The sequence below is a fragment of the Bacillus spongiae genome, assembly GCF_037120725.1.
Classification (GTDB): domain Bacteria; phylum Bacillota; class Bacilli; order Bacillales; family Bacillaceae_K; genus Bacillus_CI; species Bacillus_CI spongiae.
This window is the reverse complement of record NZ_JBBAXC010000003.1, coordinates 156,678-174,152: the sequence shown is the minus strand read 5'-3', so window position 1 is coordinate 174,152 and position 17,475 is coordinate 156,678. Positions and strand designations below refer to the sequence as shown.

General features: G+C 34.7%; 17 protein-coding genes, 1 pseudogene and 1 other annotated feature. Of the genes and pseudogenes, 6 read left to right on the top strand and 12 right to left on the bottom strand.

The features are described from left to right. Positions 1-76 precede the first annotated feature (76 nt). The 9 genes from WAK64_RS05080 to WAK64_RS05040 form a co-directional block, all read right to left on the bottom strand. Positions 77-949: a phosphotransferase family protein gene (locus WAK64_RS05080; RefSeq protein WP_336585860.1), complete on the bottom strand. Its 873-nt coding sequence runs from the start codon at positions 947-949 to the stop codon at positions 77-79. A 298-nt stretch (positions 950-1,247) separates the two neighbouring features. Next, positions 1,248-2,135 carry a hypothetical protein gene (locus tag WAK64_RS05075; RefSeq protein WP_336585859.1) on the bottom strand — a complete coding sequence of 296 codons (888 nt, stop codon included), beginning with the start codon at positions 2,133-2,135 and terminating at the stop codon, positions 1,248-1,250. 107 nt (positions 2,136-2,242) lie between these two features. After that, positions 2,243-2,662: a YdcF family protein gene (locus WAK64_RS05070; RefSeq protein ID WP_336585858.1), complete on the bottom strand. Its 420-nt coding sequence runs from the start codon at positions 2,660-2,662 to the stop codon at positions 2,243-2,245. After that, positions 2,605-2,847, bottom strand: a complete 243-nt coding sequence (locus WAK64_RS05065) for a hypothetical protein (protein WP_336585857.1) — start codon at positions 2,845-2,847, stop codon at positions 2,605-2,607. The genes WAK64_RS05070 and WAK64_RS05065 overlap by 58 nt, the downstream gene beginning before the upstream one ends. 100 nt (positions 2,848-2,947) lie before the next feature. Further along, a complete protein-coding gene (locus WAK64_RS05060; protein ID WP_336585856.1) occupies positions 2,948-3,382 on the bottom strand; it encodes a GNAT family N-acetyltransferase in 435 nt (144 codons plus the stop codon). Between the two features lie 300 nt (positions 3,383-3,682). After that, positions 3,683-4,177: a VanZ family protein gene (locus WAK64_RS05055; protein WP_336585855.1), complete on the bottom strand. Its 495-nt coding sequence runs from the start codon at positions 4,175-4,177 to the stop codon at positions 3,683-3,685. Positions 4,178-4,272: 95 nt separating this feature from the next. Next, positions 4,273-5,043 carry a VanZ family protein gene (locus WAK64_RS05050; RefSeq protein WP_336585854.1) on the bottom strand — a complete coding sequence of 257 codons (771 nt, stop codon included), beginning with the start codon at positions 5,041-5,043 and terminating at the stop codon, positions 4,273-4,275. Further along, a complete protein-coding gene (locus WAK64_RS05045; protein ID WP_336585853.1) occupies positions 5,004-5,366 on the bottom strand; it encodes a PadR family transcriptional regulator in 363 nt (120 codons plus the stop codon). Before WAK64_RS05045 ends, WAK64_RS05050 begins: the two co-directional genes overlap by 40 nt. Positions 5,367-5,592: 226 nt before the next feature. Further along, positions 5,593-7,158 (bottom strand): vanadium-dependent haloperoxidase, encoded by a 1,566-nt coding sequence (locus WAK64_RS05040; RefSeq protein WP_336585852.1) that lies wholly within the window; start codon positions 7,156-7,158, stop codon positions 5,593-5,595. Positions 7,159-7,266: 108 nt separating this feature from the next. On the opposite strand from WAK64_RS05040, the pseudogene WAK64_RS05035 reads away from it, so the two are divergent. Next, positions 7,267-7,462, top strand: a pseudogene (locus tag WAK64_RS05035) (hypothetical protein); the annotation flags it as partial. A 117-nt stretch (positions 7,463-7,579) separates the two neighbouring features. On the opposite strand, the gene WAK64_RS05030 reads toward WAK64_RS05035, so the two are convergent. Continuing rightward, positions 7,580-8,230 carry a beta/gamma crystallin-related protein gene (locus WAK64_RS05030; protein WP_336585851.1) on the bottom strand — a complete coding sequence of 217 codons (651 nt, stop codon included), beginning with the start codon at positions 8,228-8,230 and terminating at the stop codon, positions 7,580-7,582. Positions 8,231-8,798: 568 nt separating this feature from the next. Next, positions 8,799-9,067: a binding site (T-box leader), on the top strand. A 99-nt stretch (positions 9,068-9,166) separates the two neighbouring features. Here WAK64_RS05030 and lysS point away from each other — a divergent pair. After that, positions 9,167-10,627, top strand: a complete 1,461-nt coding sequence (gene lysS / locus WAK64_RS05025; RefSeq protein ID WP_336585850.1) for a lysine--tRNA ligase — start codon at positions 9,167-9,169, stop codon at positions 10,625-10,627. Positions 10,628-10,731: 104 nt separating this feature from the next. On the opposite strand, the gene WAK64_RS05020 is transcribed toward lysS, so the two are convergent. Both WAK64_RS05020 and WAK64_RS05015 read right to left on the bottom strand, forming a co-directional pair. Continuing rightward, entirely contained in the window at positions 10,732-11,085 is a 354-nt protein-coding gene (locus WAK64_RS05020; RefSeq protein WP_336585849.1) for a YlbF/YmcA family competence regulator, read from the bottom strand. A gap of 166 nt (positions 11,086-11,251) precedes the next feature. After that, complete coding sequence (locus WAK64_RS05015) at positions 11,252-12,502, bottom strand: DUF445 domain-containing protein (RefSeq protein WP_336585848.1); 1,251 nt, start codon at positions 12,500-12,502, stop codon at positions 11,252-11,254. A 15-nt stretch (positions 12,503-12,517) separates the two neighbouring features. On the opposite strand from WAK64_RS05015, the gene WAK64_RS05010 reads away from it, so the two are divergent. The 4 genes from WAK64_RS05010 to WAK64_RS04995 are packed head-to-tail and all read left to right on the top strand — an operon-like array spanning position 12,518 to position 17,467. Then, positions 12,518-13,873 carry a YheC/YheD family endospore coat-associated protein gene (locus WAK64_RS05010; protein ID WP_336585847.1) on the top strand — a complete coding sequence of 452 codons (1,356 nt, stop codon included), beginning with the start codon at positions 12,518-12,520 and terminating at the stop codon, positions 13,871-13,873. After that, the gene (locus WAK64_RS05005) at positions 13,866-14,942 is read left to right on the top strand and encodes a YheC/YheD family endospore coat-associated protein (protein ID WP_336585846.1); all 1,077 of its coding nucleotides are present in this window, start codon (positions 13,866-13,868) and stop codon (positions 14,940-14,942) included. The genes WAK64_RS05010 and WAK64_RS05005 overlap by 8 nt, the downstream gene beginning before the upstream one ends. Positions 14,943-14,954: 12 nt before the next feature. Further along, on the top strand, positions 14,955-16,316 hold the full coding sequence (locus WAK64_RS05000) for a YheC/YheD family endospore coat-associated protein (RefSeq protein ID WP_336585845.1): 1,362 nt from the start codon (positions 14,955-14,957) through the stop codon (positions 16,314-16,316). Then, positions 16,313-17,467, top strand: coding sequence for a YheC/YheD family endospore coat-associated protein (locus WAK64_RS04995; protein WP_336585844.1), 1,155 nt, complete (start codon positions 16,313-16,315; stop codon positions 17,465-17,467). Before WAK64_RS05000 ends, WAK64_RS04995 begins: the two co-directional genes overlap by 4 nt. Positions 17,468-17,475: the final 8 nt, after the last annotated feature.

The following is a 17,475-nucleotide window of genomic DNA, read 5'->3' as shown; positions in this document are numbered from 1 at the left end:
AACAATACTTAACAACCACCTGAAAATAGACGCATGTGTTTCTTTCCGATGTGTGCCATTTAGTGGAACAAGCAATCTATCTATAATCTTGAATTCCATTTTCAAAAGCCTCTCTATCGTCATTCTCAATACCGTGCAATGCTTCTTGTAAAGCGAACGTACTTTTATAAAATTTAACCCGTTCATATATTTCATTACCGTTAGGATAGAGGTTGATACACATACGTAAAAACTCTTCACCATAACTGGAGAGTATTCCAGCAAAATCATACGCTGGGTCTCCTAATTCAGAACCACCAAAATCTATTATCCCTGATATCTTCCTTGTTTCTGGATTCCACAAGATGTTATTTGCTCCGAAATCCCCATGTATTAGTGTTACATCTAAATTTGAGAATGCTTCCCCATTTAGAAACTTCTCAAAGGATTGTGTTATTTCTTTTTGAGCTTCTTTTCTGACATAAGGAAATAACTTATCACGAATTCTCTCATACAAATTATTCATTTCCTCACGTGGACTAAGAACCTTTAATTTTAAATCTCGACCTACTTTTTCTTCTGAAATAGAATGGAGTTCAACAAGAAAAGAGACAAGTTGTGATGCCAACCCTTCCAGTTCATCACTCTTAACATCAGTAAAACATTCCTTCAACATAGGAACACCGTCTATTAATTTATAGCCAGTAAAGACCTTACCCGGTACTAATTCTTCAAAAGATTGATAAATAGGATTAGGAATTGGAGTAGTAATGATACTTTTAATATATTGCAAAATTTTTGTCTCTCTTTGTAATTGAACTATTCCTTTTTTATATTTTGGAAATCTAAACACTAAAGAATTGTTTACGATGATAACATCATTATTCTGCCCTATTTCATTTGGATAAAAGTCTTCAATGACAAATTCAGAATAAACCAATTGAATGGTTTTAATTAAATTATTATTCATTTAAAAAATATCCCCTTTCTATTACATTCATAACATTGTTGAACGAATCTGATCGTTAGTTTACGCACACACCGGCACTCTATTTTCGTTTTATCCTGTAACGATTATTCGTTACTCCTCAATCTACTCCTATTCCGTAAAAAAGGACATTTCTTTTATTACTGGTTAGCGCACCTATTGCTTATGCAATTCATTCTTAAAGGTCGAAACCTTTCACACATACTTAATCCTTTAATGAGAAGATTGTCATCTACCTTTGCTATAAAGCTATCATTATTTGTAATTGCTACAAAATAATTTATCTTTTTCGATAAATTACCATATTATATTTCTGCCACCTTTTACTTAATTGGTTATAGTGAGTCACTGTCCAAGGGTTGAAAAAGGTTTGTCCATTCTTATTAAAGAAAAAATTATTACTAATATGATAGGATGCGTGTTGAATCACATTATCTGAATCTACCCAAGCGATAACATCTCCGTTACTTAATTCATCATTATTCAATAAAACATACCCAGCACTTTCCAATGCAAATTTGAAAGTCTCTTGGTGCACCCATTCATCTAAAATCCAATCTTGTTCAGTTACTGCAAATAAGGTGGCAGCTAAACAATTGCTTCCTGAAAGAGTAGTAAATTTATTTGTATAGTTTCTAATATGTAATGGAGTTTGTTTTGGAATCTCACAACAAGTCCAGTCATCCCATAATTTAGCATATGTTAACAGTAAGTCTTCCTTGATCGCATAGTGCATCGCTTTCCACATATCTTGTTGAATAACAACATATTCCTCGTCTTTTTCAGAGACAATGTAATCTTTTGGAATTATATTTATTTGAGGGAAGTCACCTAACGGAAAAATTAACCCTCTTCCCATAGTAAATTGCATCTCAAAGATTTCTCTAGCCTTTTGTTCCGATAAATTTGTTATCCAACTTGGATTTGCCACAATAACAAACTTAGCTTTACTTGAAATATTCCAATACATATAACTATTGGCAAGGTCAATTTGTTTATAAGATGAACGGTTAAAAAATTCCTCTTTAGGAATCACTAAAACATCAGATAAATGTCCTTTAAGATTGCTTAATCCGCTTTCATCAACGAAAAAGAAATCTTTGTCTGGAACATACTTATTTATCCAACTTTTCATTTGTTCTTTAGTTGGCATAATTTCAATATTCATTTCGATTCTAACTCCCTTATTTCGAGGTAAATTTTTTTACTGCCTTATTTTAAGCTCATTCCAGTCATTCTTCTGGATTTTCCATTCTTATTCCGAAAACTATTTAACTATATATTTATGTTTTCATCGTACAAAGCACCTTGCTTTACATACTTAATCATTTTTGCAGAATCATTCTTAACTCGTTTTCTGCCTGTTTCACTAAGAAACCAGTTATCATTTCTCGTATTATTATCTTCAACTGGACACAAGGTTACGTTAATCCAATCAGGCATATAGGTTTTTAAATTTATATGCAACCTTCTCATATGGTACGAAGTTGTCACAACTAAAAGCCGCTTGATGCGATGTAAGTGAAATTCCCTATCTAGAACTAGCAAGGAAGCAAGTACATTTTCTAGTGTATGTAGGGATTGGTCTTCTATTATAATATCTTTTTCAGGCACCCCTAATGTAATGGCTGCGTTTTTCATTTCGAGAGCTTCTGGTAATGCGCTTCCTTTCCATTTAACTCCACCAGAAAACAATATTTTTTTGCTCTTCCTTGATTGTAAAGCTCCACTGCTTTTGGTGAGCGGTACTGAATGGCTTTACTGCTACCTACTACAAAGATACAATCTCCTCTTTCATGATCATCCTCAATGCTTGAGAATAATAACTTTGTCATTTGATTATCTGTTAGCTTTTCAACGTCTAATTTAGAAATATACACATGACATCTCTAGTCTTATAATTTAACCCTAACTTTTTTCCAATAATAGAATAACTCGCCACCGTATTGGTCATCCGTTTTATAACGGATAAATTGAAGATTATCTTTCCAGGTGCTTTACAAACCTATAACCCGTTATTTCATAACCAAGGTACTTATATAGTTCATGGGCTTTTACCCTCTTTTCACTTATTCCACTTAACAAATAAATAAAATTTGACCCTCTTCTTATTGACCATTCTTCTACAAATTTCACCAATGCTCTAGCAATACCTTGGCTCCGATATTCTTTTCTTGTTACGAGGGATGTTATTTGAATCTTTTCATCGTTATTTGTATAGGTAGTATGAATAGTGATTCCAATCATTCCAACTAGTACCTTTTCTTTTTCTGCAACAAAGGTATAGTAATTGGGATTAGATTCAATACGTTTCATTCTTACTTTCATTTCATCAATTGAAGCAGGATAGCCTAAATCGGCCATCAAATGTGTAAATTGTGCGATATCATCGAATTTATATTTTCTTATTTCCACTACAAAACCCCCTCCAAGTTATCCTGTGTTGTATGAGCATTCACAACAGGAATCTTCATTTAATATGAAAACGGAAATGTTTTCACACAATAACAATTATTTCAAATTCACCTATATTTCACAAGAGTACGAAACACAAAAAGACGCATTAAGCGCCTTTTGATTTTCCATTACACTATTGCTACTTAGCCTAATAAATAGATAAAAAACCTTTTTGATACTATTTATTCAGACCTTTCAAACTAGAACCCTTTTCCTTTTCATGAATCCTTACCATTCCTTCCCTTCATTCTCACTCGATTAATGGACACTTTTGGTCAATGAATCATGATTGGTTCTATTTAAATATTTTTCAATAGTTTTCGACTTCCATATTGCCAATCCTATTAAAGCACCCAGCACATTTAAGATGAAATCATTTATATCGAAACTTCCTCTTCTTGTCACTAATTGGATAAATTCAACCCAAAATATAAGTACAACCATTAAAATGAAAAATGCACTAACTTTATTCACTTTCTTTATAAAGAATGGTAAATACACACCCATTGGGAAGAACAAAATAACATTACCAAAGAGGTTTTGTATCGGAATATTTATATTCATACTTCCATCAAATATTGCTGTAATATATTTGCTGATTGTATTAAAGGGAATAATATTAGAAGATCTCTTTATATATTCCAATAATGAAAGGTCTGTATACGCTCTTTGCCCCAAAAACAAAATCACAACTAATATGAATAAATAAATGATAAAGCTAATACCTAAACCAACTTTCAATACTTTTTGCATCTATACTCCTGCCAATCCCTAAGTTTTATTTGACTTGAAAAATTCACCATTCGACTACCTACTTTGAAGGTAAACTACGAATATAGCAATGGACTTTAATTTAATTTTAAATCTACCTTTTGAGCCACACTTGAAAATTTCACGATTAGTTTTACTAATAAAAACCCTATAATTCCTCCTATACTATTTAAAATGACATCGTCAATATCAAATTGTCCTATTTGAGTACTAAATTGTAGGGCTTCAATTGAAAAACTGGTCATTATTGAAAAAGCAGTTACTTTAGAAAATGAACCGTATCTTCTAAATAAGATTGGCAGAAATAACCCCAAAGGGATAAAAATAAGGATGTTTCCTAACGTGTTATTCAGGATAATATCTATATTAAATCTATCATTGTTCACTATGTAATTAATTATGTTCTTAAATGGGATAATATTGACGTTTGATAACCATACGTCTATGTCATATGTAAATAACCCTCTTTGTTCTTTAAACGAAAAAAAGTAAGGGTTTTGAGGGAAGCCGTTTTGATAATTAATAACTCTCTCCACTATTCTACCTAATAATAATTTCCAAATAACCACAAAAGAAAAGATACAGAATAACACCCAGCTGCTTATTTTAAACAATTTATAATAAGGGGAGATGAACTCCTTATACCCATCACGAATTGTCTTTTTTTCACCAAAGCTCTCTAAGGCTTTTTGGCTAGCTTCTTCATCTAAAAAACCTTGCTCTATGTATTCTTGTTTTAATAAATTTAAGTGATCACTGATTTCATCTACAATCTCTTTTTTTTCTTTTCGATCACATTGTAGCTCTTTTACAATTTCCTCAACATAGGATTCAATGGTTTTATCCATGCTAACCCCTCCGTAGTAACTTTAATTAAATCATTTACTTTTTCCCATTCCCCTAATTTTCTACTAAGTTCTTTTTTGCCTCTGTCAACGATTTGATAATATTTTCTTCTTCCGCCTAATTCAGCATTTTCCCAATAAGATATTATCCATTCATTTTTTTCTAAACGTTTTAATGCAGGATATAGTGTACCTTCACTCATGTTATAAAGCTCTTTACTGTTCTCCTTTAAACTTTTGACGATTTCATACCCATACATATCCCTTTTGGCTAAAAGGGATAGTAGTAAAATATCAATGCTACCTTTCATAATCTCTCTATCCATTTTCAAGCTCCTTTTTTTGGTAACCTGTATTATTCATATTGTATTACATAGTACATCGAATAACAAGGTTGTTTATTTTTTTACTTCCCCACACTCTACAATTTAATATTCATTAAAGATCCTATCTATACAAAAAAGGACGCTTCCCTTCTTGCAGAAAAGCGCCCTTATGATTATTTTTGGCAGCTAACCTATTCCTAATTTTACCAGACCCTATCAACTTATTTTAAACAGTTTCCTTTTTACCATCAAAAGTGGTAAAGGAAAATCCTTCGAATTCCTCGTTATATGTCTCTTTGTAATCGAGTAGAATTCCAATCGCAACCTTTTCTCCAAGCTGTAAACTGTTGATACCTTCACTGCGGTAGTGTACACCAGCCCCATTTCGTCCAATTGCAATATTATAAGCTAATTTATCCAATTCTCCACCCACCGTAAGTGGCAATCCATCATAAGGATTTAAGAAAAGACCATCCTCACTGGCTATGACTGGGTCAGGGATAATGAATGATTCATTAAAGAATGCCTTTAGCATTGTAACAATCGCCCCTATAAATACTCCATGACCTGCAGGATAGGAAGGATGAGTGGGGCAGCCTTCCTCATAAGCCTGTGGTAAAAGATAGGTCCCATACATATTAAAAGTTTGCGAGACTGCTTCTGAATTTAGTACTTCCCAATTAATAGGATAGTTAGCTGCTCCTGTAATGGTATTATGAATTCTTCCACCAAATTCTTCAGGTCGCAAGCGGCGATGAACGAGCCACTTTTGAAACCAGGCTGATTCTAAACCTGGTCGAGCAGCTCTAGATACAAAATCTAACACATGAGGCGGACCAAAAGTTACAAATTTCTCCTGAGTGCTTGAAGTAAGATATGGATTAGATGAGTCAAAAACTTCATTACCATAGCTTAGTAAAATAAGCACAGGAGTCAGTCCATCTTCTATAGAAATATCTCTGTGAACATACTCTCCTAAATCCCGTGCATTTCTAATATAACGAGGAATAGGATCAAATACGTTTGGAGTAGGAGGAGATGAGCCATTCTGGACAGATAGCCAATCTCGATAGGAGGTTAAGTGGTTGTCGTTAGGGGTCGTTGTGTGATACCGCTGTACGATCGACTTTGCGACATAAGGAATGTCCTTCCACAGAAATTGTGAAATGTATGGTCCCTCTAATGCACCCGGTGTATTGCCACGGAACAAAGTATCAGGTGTCACTTTTCCGTAAACCTTAGGTCCCTTGAAATCCGATAAGCTAGAAAGCTCATTTGCAGCGGAGATGGTTAAAGGGTTCGTATTATATTGAGTGAAAGGAATATCACGAGTAAGTGCTTGCCAATATAGCTCAACCATTTCATCTGCTGCTTCTACACTGCTAAAGGAAGGAGCCGATGGAATTTCTAATTGATGACTATCAGGTCCCACCAATTCAAATGCATAGGAAGCTTGAGGATTAATTAGTTTTCTCTCTCCACCAAGAGAAATTGTTTCAAAAGCATTAGCATCTCCCGTTTTAAGCACTTCTAAAAAGTGGCTATAAGCATCTATATCTACCTCACCAAGTTCATTATGTGGCAATCCCTTAGTGAAGCTAGCTACTTTATTCGGAAATCTGTTTTCATCTCCATTGTTATGATGCAGAAGGATTGGGGTGTTTTTGAGATAATATTTAGCAGCACGGCTACGAATGACAAACGCTTTTACCCGTCGAGATTGGGTCTCTGCGAACATTTTTTTTATGCGTGAAAGAATGTTCTTACATAAGTTTAAAAAGCTGTTAAACATAGTTGAAGTCAACCTTTCCATTGTATTTACTATATGTTATGTGAGAAAAAATAAATGGAAAGAGACAATTAACTAGGAAGTACAAAAAAACTATTAAAGCTCTCTTTTTATGTGAATGGAACAAGGTCTTTAGAAGAGGCCTTTGTCACTGGCTCGGTGTTCAGCTTAAAGAAATCAATCCTAAAACCATGCAATCCAAATTAAGAAACGGGCTATTTTTTGCGGTGAAATATTAGATATTCAGGGGTATACTGGAGGTGATAATAATACGGCAGGAATGTATGCGGCTACAGCACACGTATAAACTGAAACTTTCTCCTTTTTCTATTTTAAACATAAATATACCCTTTAAAGAGTCTCTTGCCTTCTCTAAAGGGTACAGGTTTGTTTTTGTTAATATCTGAATTTTTTCCTAATTACCTTACAGTTCTTCTACCCATATCGAGGTTATCGTGTCATTACCTAGGATGAAATTTCTAAATTCTTCCTGTTCTAAGTATGTCACACTTTTTACAGTGATACTTGCTCCTGAAAAAGTATCTTGAAAGAATGTTACTCTATAAGAACCATTAATATAAAAAGAGCTAGTTTCATTATTGAAATCAAAATCTTTTAAATCATATAGACCTGGACCAAATCTGTAATGATCTCCTTCAAAATTATAATCTTCAAATAAATGAAGTCCTCCATCGTTCTTAGGAAGTTTGTAAATAATGATAGACGATGCATTATCATTGTCTATTGCATAATCTGAGATATCCACTACACTACTATCAAAGTATGAACGGGTATTTGTCCAATCATTATCTTCATAAAGCACTACTGAGTAGTCACCAACAATTCTTAAAGAACTTAATACATCATTAAAGTCATAATCATCATCTAAATTATATTCTCCAGGAGATAGAAAATGCAGTACATCCCCTTCAAAATCATAATCCTCATAGAGATAGACTCCAGGCAAAGGTGCACCTTCTAATCCTGGTTCTGCTGCTTCTGCTTGCGTAAACCCTCCTAGAGATAAAACCATAGAGAAAGCTAAAAATAGATTTAAAATTCCTTTTTTCTTCATCTTTCTTCATCTCCTTATTTATAAATTTATATTATCTACCAACTATAACAGATGATATTTTACTATATTCTTTATAATTATACAAGTATTGTTATTTATTTAAAATAAAGGAATTATTAATATTTAATAAATATTCACTATGCGGAAGAGAACCACATCCCCATCAAGCTAAGGAAGGAAATTGAAGCTATTAATTTATAAAAACGGCTATTTTTGAACAAATGAAAACAGTAAAAAACCACTTAATTAAGTGGTCCTAGCCATTAATTATCTATCTAACTACTGCAGTCTAAACGATGTCCTTGACCCATCTGTAACAAATTTCTTGTAAGACCTTCACAGTCTTATAAAGTAGAGAATGCCGTTTTTCATTCCTAGCATTTAAAGGAGTCAGTAAATTAGAAGAAAGCCTGTCTGTAGAAATGGGAGATGCAATTGATCTCGTTCACTGGAATTAGTCTTAAGAAAGGTACCTCAGGTATAAGAAAAAAACTGGAGGCACATTATCAGGAAGTAATTGACATAAAAAAATTTTTAGTATAAAATATTTTTAATTTTCAATATGAACTATACGGCTATGAAGAGAAGAGTAATTTTGATAAATTATTTCCAGAGAGCTCCGGTAGGTGGGAAGGAGTAATAATGATCTTAATGAAAAAAGGCTCGGAGCTTCGCACGGATCTAAGGTTTTTCTTAGTGATACTGCGACGGGATCTCCCGTTAAAGAGATAGGGTATAAGCAACTACTTACAATATTGCCGTACCTGAAGAGGTTGATATGGTGACATATCGATAAACTGAGGTGGTACCACGGAGTTATAAACTCTCGTCCTCAAGATGAAGAATCTTGGGGGTGAGAGTTTTTTGTTGTTTTCTTTTATTAACCTATCGTTGAGCAAAGTTTAATAAATAAATTATATGACTGGAGCGAAAAGCATGAAGAATGAACAAACAGAACTTAGAATACAGAAATTAGACACTTTAACATCCAAAGGGATCAGAACCTATCCTGATAGGTTTTCAACTAATTATGACCTTTTTGAAGCCTCACAACTGGATGATGGAACTTCTGGTGTGCGAGTTGCCGGTAGAATCATAGGAATCCGAAACTTCAAGAAATTAATTTTTATTACCATTTCAAACATACAAGGGAGCTTACAGCTGCTTTTGAAGAAGGATGAAATTGGAGAGGTTTTGTTTAACGAATTTTGTGACTTCTTGGATATAGGCGATTTTCTAGGTGTAGAAGGTAATATGTATACGACTAAAACCAATGAAAAAACATTGCGTATCGAAAACTATGTTTTTCTTGGGAAAGCATTGCGAACACTTCCAGAAAAGTGGCACGGTTTAAGTAACGTTGAACTTAGATATAGACAGCGTTATTTAGATTTAATTATGACTGAAGATACACAAAGTCGATTGTTGGCCCGAACCAAAATGGCACGTGCCATTCGTAGATTTTTTGAAGATGAAGGATTTTTTGAAGTAGAAACACCAGTGTTACAGCATACCTCCTCAGGTGCATTAGCGAAACCTTTTAGGACTTATCATCATTCTTTAGAGACTGAATTGAACTTACGAATTGCCCCGGAAACTTATTTAAAAAGATTAATTGTTGGTGGTTTTACTAAAGTGTTTGAATTTGCAAAGTGCTTTAGGAACGAGGGAATGAGTCCCCAACATCTTCAAGAATTCACAATGGTTGAAGGATATGCAGCCTATTGGAATTTTGAAGATACAATGAAATTAATGCGCGAAATGGTTTTATTTATTCTAGGTCAAACGTTTGATACAACGACCATTACCATACAAGGTCAGAAGATTGATTTTTCACTAGAATGGGATATTATTTCCTTTAGGGATCTAATTTTTAAAAACACAGGAATTGATATTGATCTTTATCCTGACGTTAAAGGTTTATACAAAGAGACGCAAAGAAAAAATATTGAATTGGATCATTCTGATATTGAATCTTTAGGTAGAGGTAATTTCATTGATCTACTTTATAAAAAAATGTGCCGGCCCCAGCTTGTAAAGCCAACCTTTTTAATTCAACATCCTATTGATTTGTCTCCACTAGCTAGAGCTAATGAAGATAACCCTACTCTTACAGACCGGTTTCAATTGGTTGTGAATGGTGTTGAGGTTATAAATGCTTATTCTGAGCTGGTTAACCCAATTGAACAAAGAAAAAGGTTGGAGGCTCAAGCCCTGTTAAAGAATAATGGAGATTTAGAAGCTATGGAGATGGATGAAGATTATTTAACCGCTATGGAATATGGGATGCCTCCGATTTCTGGCTGGGGATTTGGAGTTGAACGTTTATTAATGGTACTAACGGATAGTCATACGATTAAAGATTGTGTTTTATTTCCATTAACAAAAAAACTGTAACAAGGTTTATTTCTAAGAGAGCCCTCTAGAAGCTCCTGGTTTAAATGAAAGAAGGGTATTTTAAAAGGGCCATTATTATGACCCTTTTAAAATACTTGTGTTATTTATTGCTGCATAGAACCATATAGTTCTTCTAACGGCTTCATAATGATACGGTTAAGATCACTAATGACCATGCTCATGCGTTGTTCCGCTTCCATAAGCTTCCCAATTTTCTCATGTTGCTGAACAAGTGCTGCATACTTTTGAGCTTGCTCTACTTCTTCTTGTGTGATTTCCTCACCGGTCATTTGCTTTTGCTGAAGTTGCATTTGAATATTACGGAAGTTTTCAAACATTTTCTGAGCAGATTCATCTTTGTTTACTTCATCATACATTTTTTTAAGATGAGTATACTCCTCGCTCTGTCTTAATACTTTTTCTAGCTCATTTGCGTAATCATGTAAATTTACAGACATATTTTGGCCTCCTCTAGTTTTTACCGAACGAATAGATTGTCATTACATCAATAGCAGTAAAACACTCCTTGTTTAAGTACCGCTCATATGTTCAATCTTTTCCCAGTAAATCTTTATCCACTATAACAAACTATGAAAGGGAATGAAAGAACATTCCCTTATTGATCTATTTTAGTAATAAAACGATGACTCCTTGGACAAAACCAATTGTTCCACCAAGCAGTGCACCTAGAAAAGTAATCATTTTCAACTCGCTTTTAGATATATCTAACACCATTTTTTCTAAACGTTGTGTTGAGAAAGAATCCACTTGATCTTTCACCAACTCCTGTACCTTTAGCTTTTCTAATAGCCTTGGTAGTCGATGTGATACCTTCTCTACCCCTTTTGTAACCACGATAGGCACAAGGGTGTCGATATGCTTCTCATTTATTTTTGCAATAAGCTCTCCAAGAGAAATAGCTAACAGTCCTTTTACATCAACGATTTTCCTCATCGTTTGTGAAATCGTATTCATCACTTTATCATCTTCAACATTTTCAAAAAGGATTTTCCATTCTGTATGCTTTACCTTCTCCCACTCGTTCGTAATTAGACGAAGTATTAATTGCCTTGTACCAGTATGGCGAAGAAATTTGATTAACTCTGGCTGCACTCTATCCACAACAGAAGTGTTACCTAAGAACATTTGCAGCATCCCGCCAAGCATTCCTCTTTCAGCTAAAAAATCATCGATCATTACTTTTATTTTTGCTTTTCCTTCTTCTGATGAAAAATATTGAATACCTTTATCTGTTATTAGATCCACTATAAATGGAAGCTTCTCTTCTATTTTTACTTCAAGTTCTGGGGGAAGTGTTTGTAGTATAGACGTGTTTTGGTATGCCAACTTAAAATCTTGATATTTTGTCATCATCCATCGTTCGGTTAGTTCATGAATCCTGTCTTCTGGTTGATTAACCCCGACTTTTTCAAGAAGCTCCTCAAGCGAAACTGTAGAACTTTTAAGTTGTTTGACCTCATCTTTCGCCCACTGTGTTAGCTCGTTTGAAAAAGTATCATCGAGAATTCTTTTTTGAATACTTTCTGGAGTTAACAAATGTTCTACAACCATACTACCTAGTTGATCAGCAAGCTCTCCTCTTCGTTTCGGTATTAAACCCGGTGTAAAGGGCACCCTCCATCTTCCAATATACATTGGGACATAGGGACGAAATAACATTTTAATCGCTAATGAATTGGTAACTCCCCCTATAACAGCTCCAATACCTATCATAAACAGGATCATAATTACTTCTTTCACAATTTCCTCAACCTTTCCTCTTACATCAAACACAATTTTATTCTGTTTCACATAAAATGCACTATCAACGATAGCCCATTCACACATTATAATTTTAATAGACGGGTTAAGCAAATGAGGAATCCCTTCATGAACACATCTGTCAACATAATTGAAGCGAAACTACAGGATTACATCATTCGCCTTCACCCTTCGCTTCTTGAGACTGAGATTACAGCAGAAGGCGACCAAATTAAACTTTCGTTCGGACAAAAAGATACTTTAGCAAAGCTTGAAACATCCTCCATTCTACAGCTCAATGAAATTCACCTTTCAACAGCTTGTTTTTCAGAACTAGGGATGCCTATTCATCACCAACCATATCAAATATGCATAAACGAGAGTGGGGATGGGCTAAGATTAGGTCCGCTCATTACTGTGTTAACAGGAATCGTAATAAAAAACAAAATCCCCGATTTTTTAACGCTTGAACATTTCTTACTTGAGTTACATGAATATGTACTTCAAAATGGAGGCTTTTTATATGTTTCAAATTTTTCAGCGATTAAAGATAATTTTGTAGAAGGGTATTACTATTCAAATCGACATAAATGGGAAAAGGACTTCTTCCCTTTACCTGACGTCATATACAATCGCATTCATTCGCGTAAAAAGGAAAGAAAGACTGCTTTTCAACGATTTGTAACCGAATGCCAATCCCAAGGGATTCCACTCTTTAATGAAAAGTTTCTTTCAAAATGGGAGGTCTATGAAACATTAAGCAAGCATGAAAGTATCTCCTCTTTTATTCCTGAAACCTTCTTGTATAAAGATTTGAACCAATTACTACAATTACTAGTCGCCTATCAAGATATATTTATTAAACCCATTCACGGAAGCCAAGGACGAGATATCATTCGCCTAAAAATGGAAAATGATTATTATGTTTTCTATCATACCGCAAAGAGCAGTGAAATTACTTTTGAGAATCGACAGGACCTCATTCAAACATTAAAGCCTGTACTAGCCTCCTCTCAATCTATTATTCAAAAAACCATTCCCCTTGAACGTGTTCATTATAAAGTACTTGATTTTCGTATTTTAGTTATACCTAATCATAAAAAAGTCTGGCAAGTAATTTCAAGTGTTGTTCGATTTTCAAAGCCTAACTCATTTGTTTCTAACCTAGCACAAGGTGGAGAAATGGAAAAGGCTCAATCTTTTTTGCGAGAGCATTATGGTGAAAAAGCCGGAAAGCAACTATGGAATACAATGAAAAATTTCTCGATTCAAATTGCTGAAATACTAAGCAAGGAAATGAATGTTCATATCGGCGAGCTTGGAATCGATATAGCCGTCGACGAAGATAAACAAATATGGTTAATAGAAGTGAACAGTAAACCATCGAAAAATTTCACTCAAGATAGTGGAATTCGTCCTTCTGTTAAAGCGTTATATCATTATTTTGAATGTGTTTGGTTAGAAAGGAGTATTTCAAATGACTAAGTTAGGCATTATGACTTTAACCCCTTATCCAGTTCCTCAGGCCATTGATGAGATAGGCAAACGTAGTCTTGATATGGAAGTAGAAGTTTTCATATTTTCTCCTTTGTCTATAGATCCTTATTCAGAAAATGTCACGGGCTACCATTATGACGAAAATGAATGGAAAAAGACGACCATGCCGATTCCTACCCTTATTTACGACCGTTGTTTTTATAACAATCCTACCGATTCACAGCAAGCTAAGCGTATCGTTCAATGGTTAAAGAATAGAAAGGACACGTTATTTATTGGGTACGGCCTTCCTGACAAATGGAAAATGCATACATCGCTTACCAACTCCCCGTCCCTATCAGCCTATTTAATTGACACCGAGTATGTAATGAATGCCGAATCTCTTCTTTCATTTTTACAAAAACATAAGCATGTAATCATGAAGCCCATTGATGGTGCTGGCGGATTTGCGGTTTACGGCCTTTCATTACAAGATAAACACGTCGTCATTTCAATGACGAAAGAACAAGTGACAAAAAGTAAAAGCTTAACACTTCCTATGTTTTCAACATGGGTAAATGCCTTAATAAAAAAACACGACTTTATTGTCCAAAAGCGAATTCAAAGTAAAACAAAAAATCACGAACCATTTGATATTCGGATTTTCTTGCAAAAAGACGAATATGGTCATTGGCAAAAAAGAGGATTAGGAGTCCGATGTGGCAAAGAGTATTCGCTTTTAACTAACCTTCATGCTGGAGCTGAGATTATCCCGTTAAAAACATGGAAGAAAAGCCAAAAACATCTACAGTGGGAATTTATTTTCACTGAGCTACAAGACCTCATTGCAAGTTTACCAGTCATTTTAGAGGAAACGTTCGCCCCATTATTTGAATTGGGCATTGATATTTTAATTGGAGAAGACAGTTCAATTTGGATCTGTGACATCAACTCAAAGCCTGGTAGAACTCTTATAGAAAAACTATATCCTGATACTTTAGAAACGTTATACTATGCCCCCCTCCAATATTGTAAACATGTAGAAAGACATTGGCTTAATCGTTCTCCCCTATTATAGGAGGTAATCACATTGAAAAAGGCTTATGATGTTATCATAATAACTAAAGCACTTCCGCTTCTTTATTACCCAAAATCAGTTCAACCAACTTCCGACTTCTTAACGGTTTGCTTTGGTACCAATAAACTAAATATTCATTGTCTCCCACACCCGCACGAAAAAGAAGAAATTATCCTTTCAACGTCGCTCGCAAATCAACTACAAATCCCTAAATTTATAAACAAGCTCTATTGCTTTGTACATGAGGAAACGATTTCTCTCGGACCTTTAATTGGTATTTTCACTTCCGGTTTTACCGCAAATGATGCAAAGCCCGTGGGCGAAAGAACTGGCTTTTTTCAAAAGCTAATTAACACTCAAGAACCTCATGGGATAGTCCCATTTCTATTTGGAGAGCAACATATTAATTGGACAGGAGAACATATTATGGGACTTTTTTACATCGACGAAGAATGGAGACAAATCAAAGTCCCTTTTCCAAATGTCATTTATGATCGACTCCCCAACCGAAAAAGTGAAAATCGAATGCAAGCACAAATAATTAAAGCAAGATTACAAGATGATTATCTTATTCCTTGGTATAATCCAGGTTTTTTCAATAAACTTGAGATCTTTGAACGGTTATTTTCTGATGATTCCGTTGAGAGCTACCTTCCAGAAACTCACCCATTCCTTTCCTTTTCTCAAGCAGAGAAAATGCTTGCAAAGTATAATAATATTTTCTTAAAACCGAAAAATGGAAGCCTCGGTATTGGGATTCATCAAATCCTATATGATCGGACAAAAGGAAATTACTTTTGCCGTTTTCGACATCAAGGTGAAAATAAATTAGTAAAAAGTTCTTCCCTTGAATATCTTTATGAAAAAATACTACAGTCAAAAAACCCTGACAAATTTTTAATTCAGCAAGGTATTTCACTCCTTAGAGTCGAGCAATCCCCCATCGATTTTCGCATTCATGTGAATAAAAATGAAGACGGTGACTGGGAAGTGAGCGCAATTGCTGCAAAGGTAGCTGGAAGTGGAAGTGTAACAACCCATGTGCATAGTGGTGGTGAAGTGAAAAGTTTAGCCGAAATCTTTTCAGAAGTAGACCGAAGAAAATATGAATCCCTTCTGAAAGAGGCTGCATTAAAGTTAGCTAAAAGCATAGAAGAGAATACAGAGGGGGTTGTTGGAGAAATTGGTTTTGATTTAGGTATTGATAGACAGGAACGCGTTTGGATGTTTGAAGCGAACTCCAAGCCAGGGCGCTCCATTTTTCATCACCCTGCATTAAAACATTTTGAATATTTGACTAATAAGCTTGCTCTTTCTTATGGAATATACTTAACAGAAAAAGCAATGAAACAGCACAAGGAGCTTTTCTTATGACCATGTACTATCATGCAACGTCCCAAACTTGGTTTCACCAACAAACGAATAAAATTACGATCCCCTTTGGTCAAAGCTACTTACTTTATAAAGATTACGGTCAATCTGTAGCTTTTCCAATTAAGATTAGATCAAAAAGCTCTGTCACTCTTGTAGGGATCCTTACCTCTCGAAATGAGAAAGGAAAGCTTTTAGTAAATGCACGCTTGTTCAAGCAAATTCAACGTGAAATCCTTCAAAACGGGGGAATTAGCTTTATCTTTTCACTTCAAGACATAGAATATGATGAAATTGATGGAATTGTATACGAGCCAGAATCTGATTCTTGGCTCGAGACTCGTTTTCCCCTTCCGAGTATAGTGTATAACCGAATTATCCATCGACAAGAAGAAAAAAGTGAAACCTTCCAAGATATGACCACTTATTTCGCCCAACATCAAATCCCTTTCTTTAATCCATGCTTTATGGATAAATGGGAATTATACGAAGCATTAAAACAAAATCCTATTCTTTCACCCTGCCTCCCCTTCACACAGAAAATAGAAAATAAGAACACATTAGTAAATATGCTAACAACTTATTCGAGCGCTTATGTAAAACAAATTACTTCCTCACAAGGAGAAGGTATTTCTTTGATAAAGCTAAACCCCGACAGCTCTGTGTTGCGAAAAAATGCGAGTAGTACAATAAAATTCCCTTCTATTTCTGAATTATGGAGAGAGCATGAAAACTGGGCTAGTCATCATATTATTCAAGAGCATATTCTGACCGATATGTATCAAGGCCATAAATATGACTTAAGAGTAATGGCTCACTCTGACGGAAAATTGTACAACGTGACAGGAATCGGCATTCGATTAGCTGGTAAAGAAAAGATTACGACTCACGTGAAAAGGGGCGGAAGTGTGCTTCCTTTTGAAAAGATAAAACATCGAGTGAACGAACAAAAGGTACAGGAAATTGTTACGGAATGTGGAAAATGTTTAAGTGATCGTTTTGGTTGGATGGGAGAATTCACTTTAGATTTAGGGCTTTCAACCGAAGGAGATTTATTCCTTTTTGAAATTAATAGCAAGCCCATGAAATTTGACGAAGAAGGGATTGAAGAAGAGAGAATCAAGTCTTTAGTAAAAATATTCACCTCCAATTAAATAGTTGC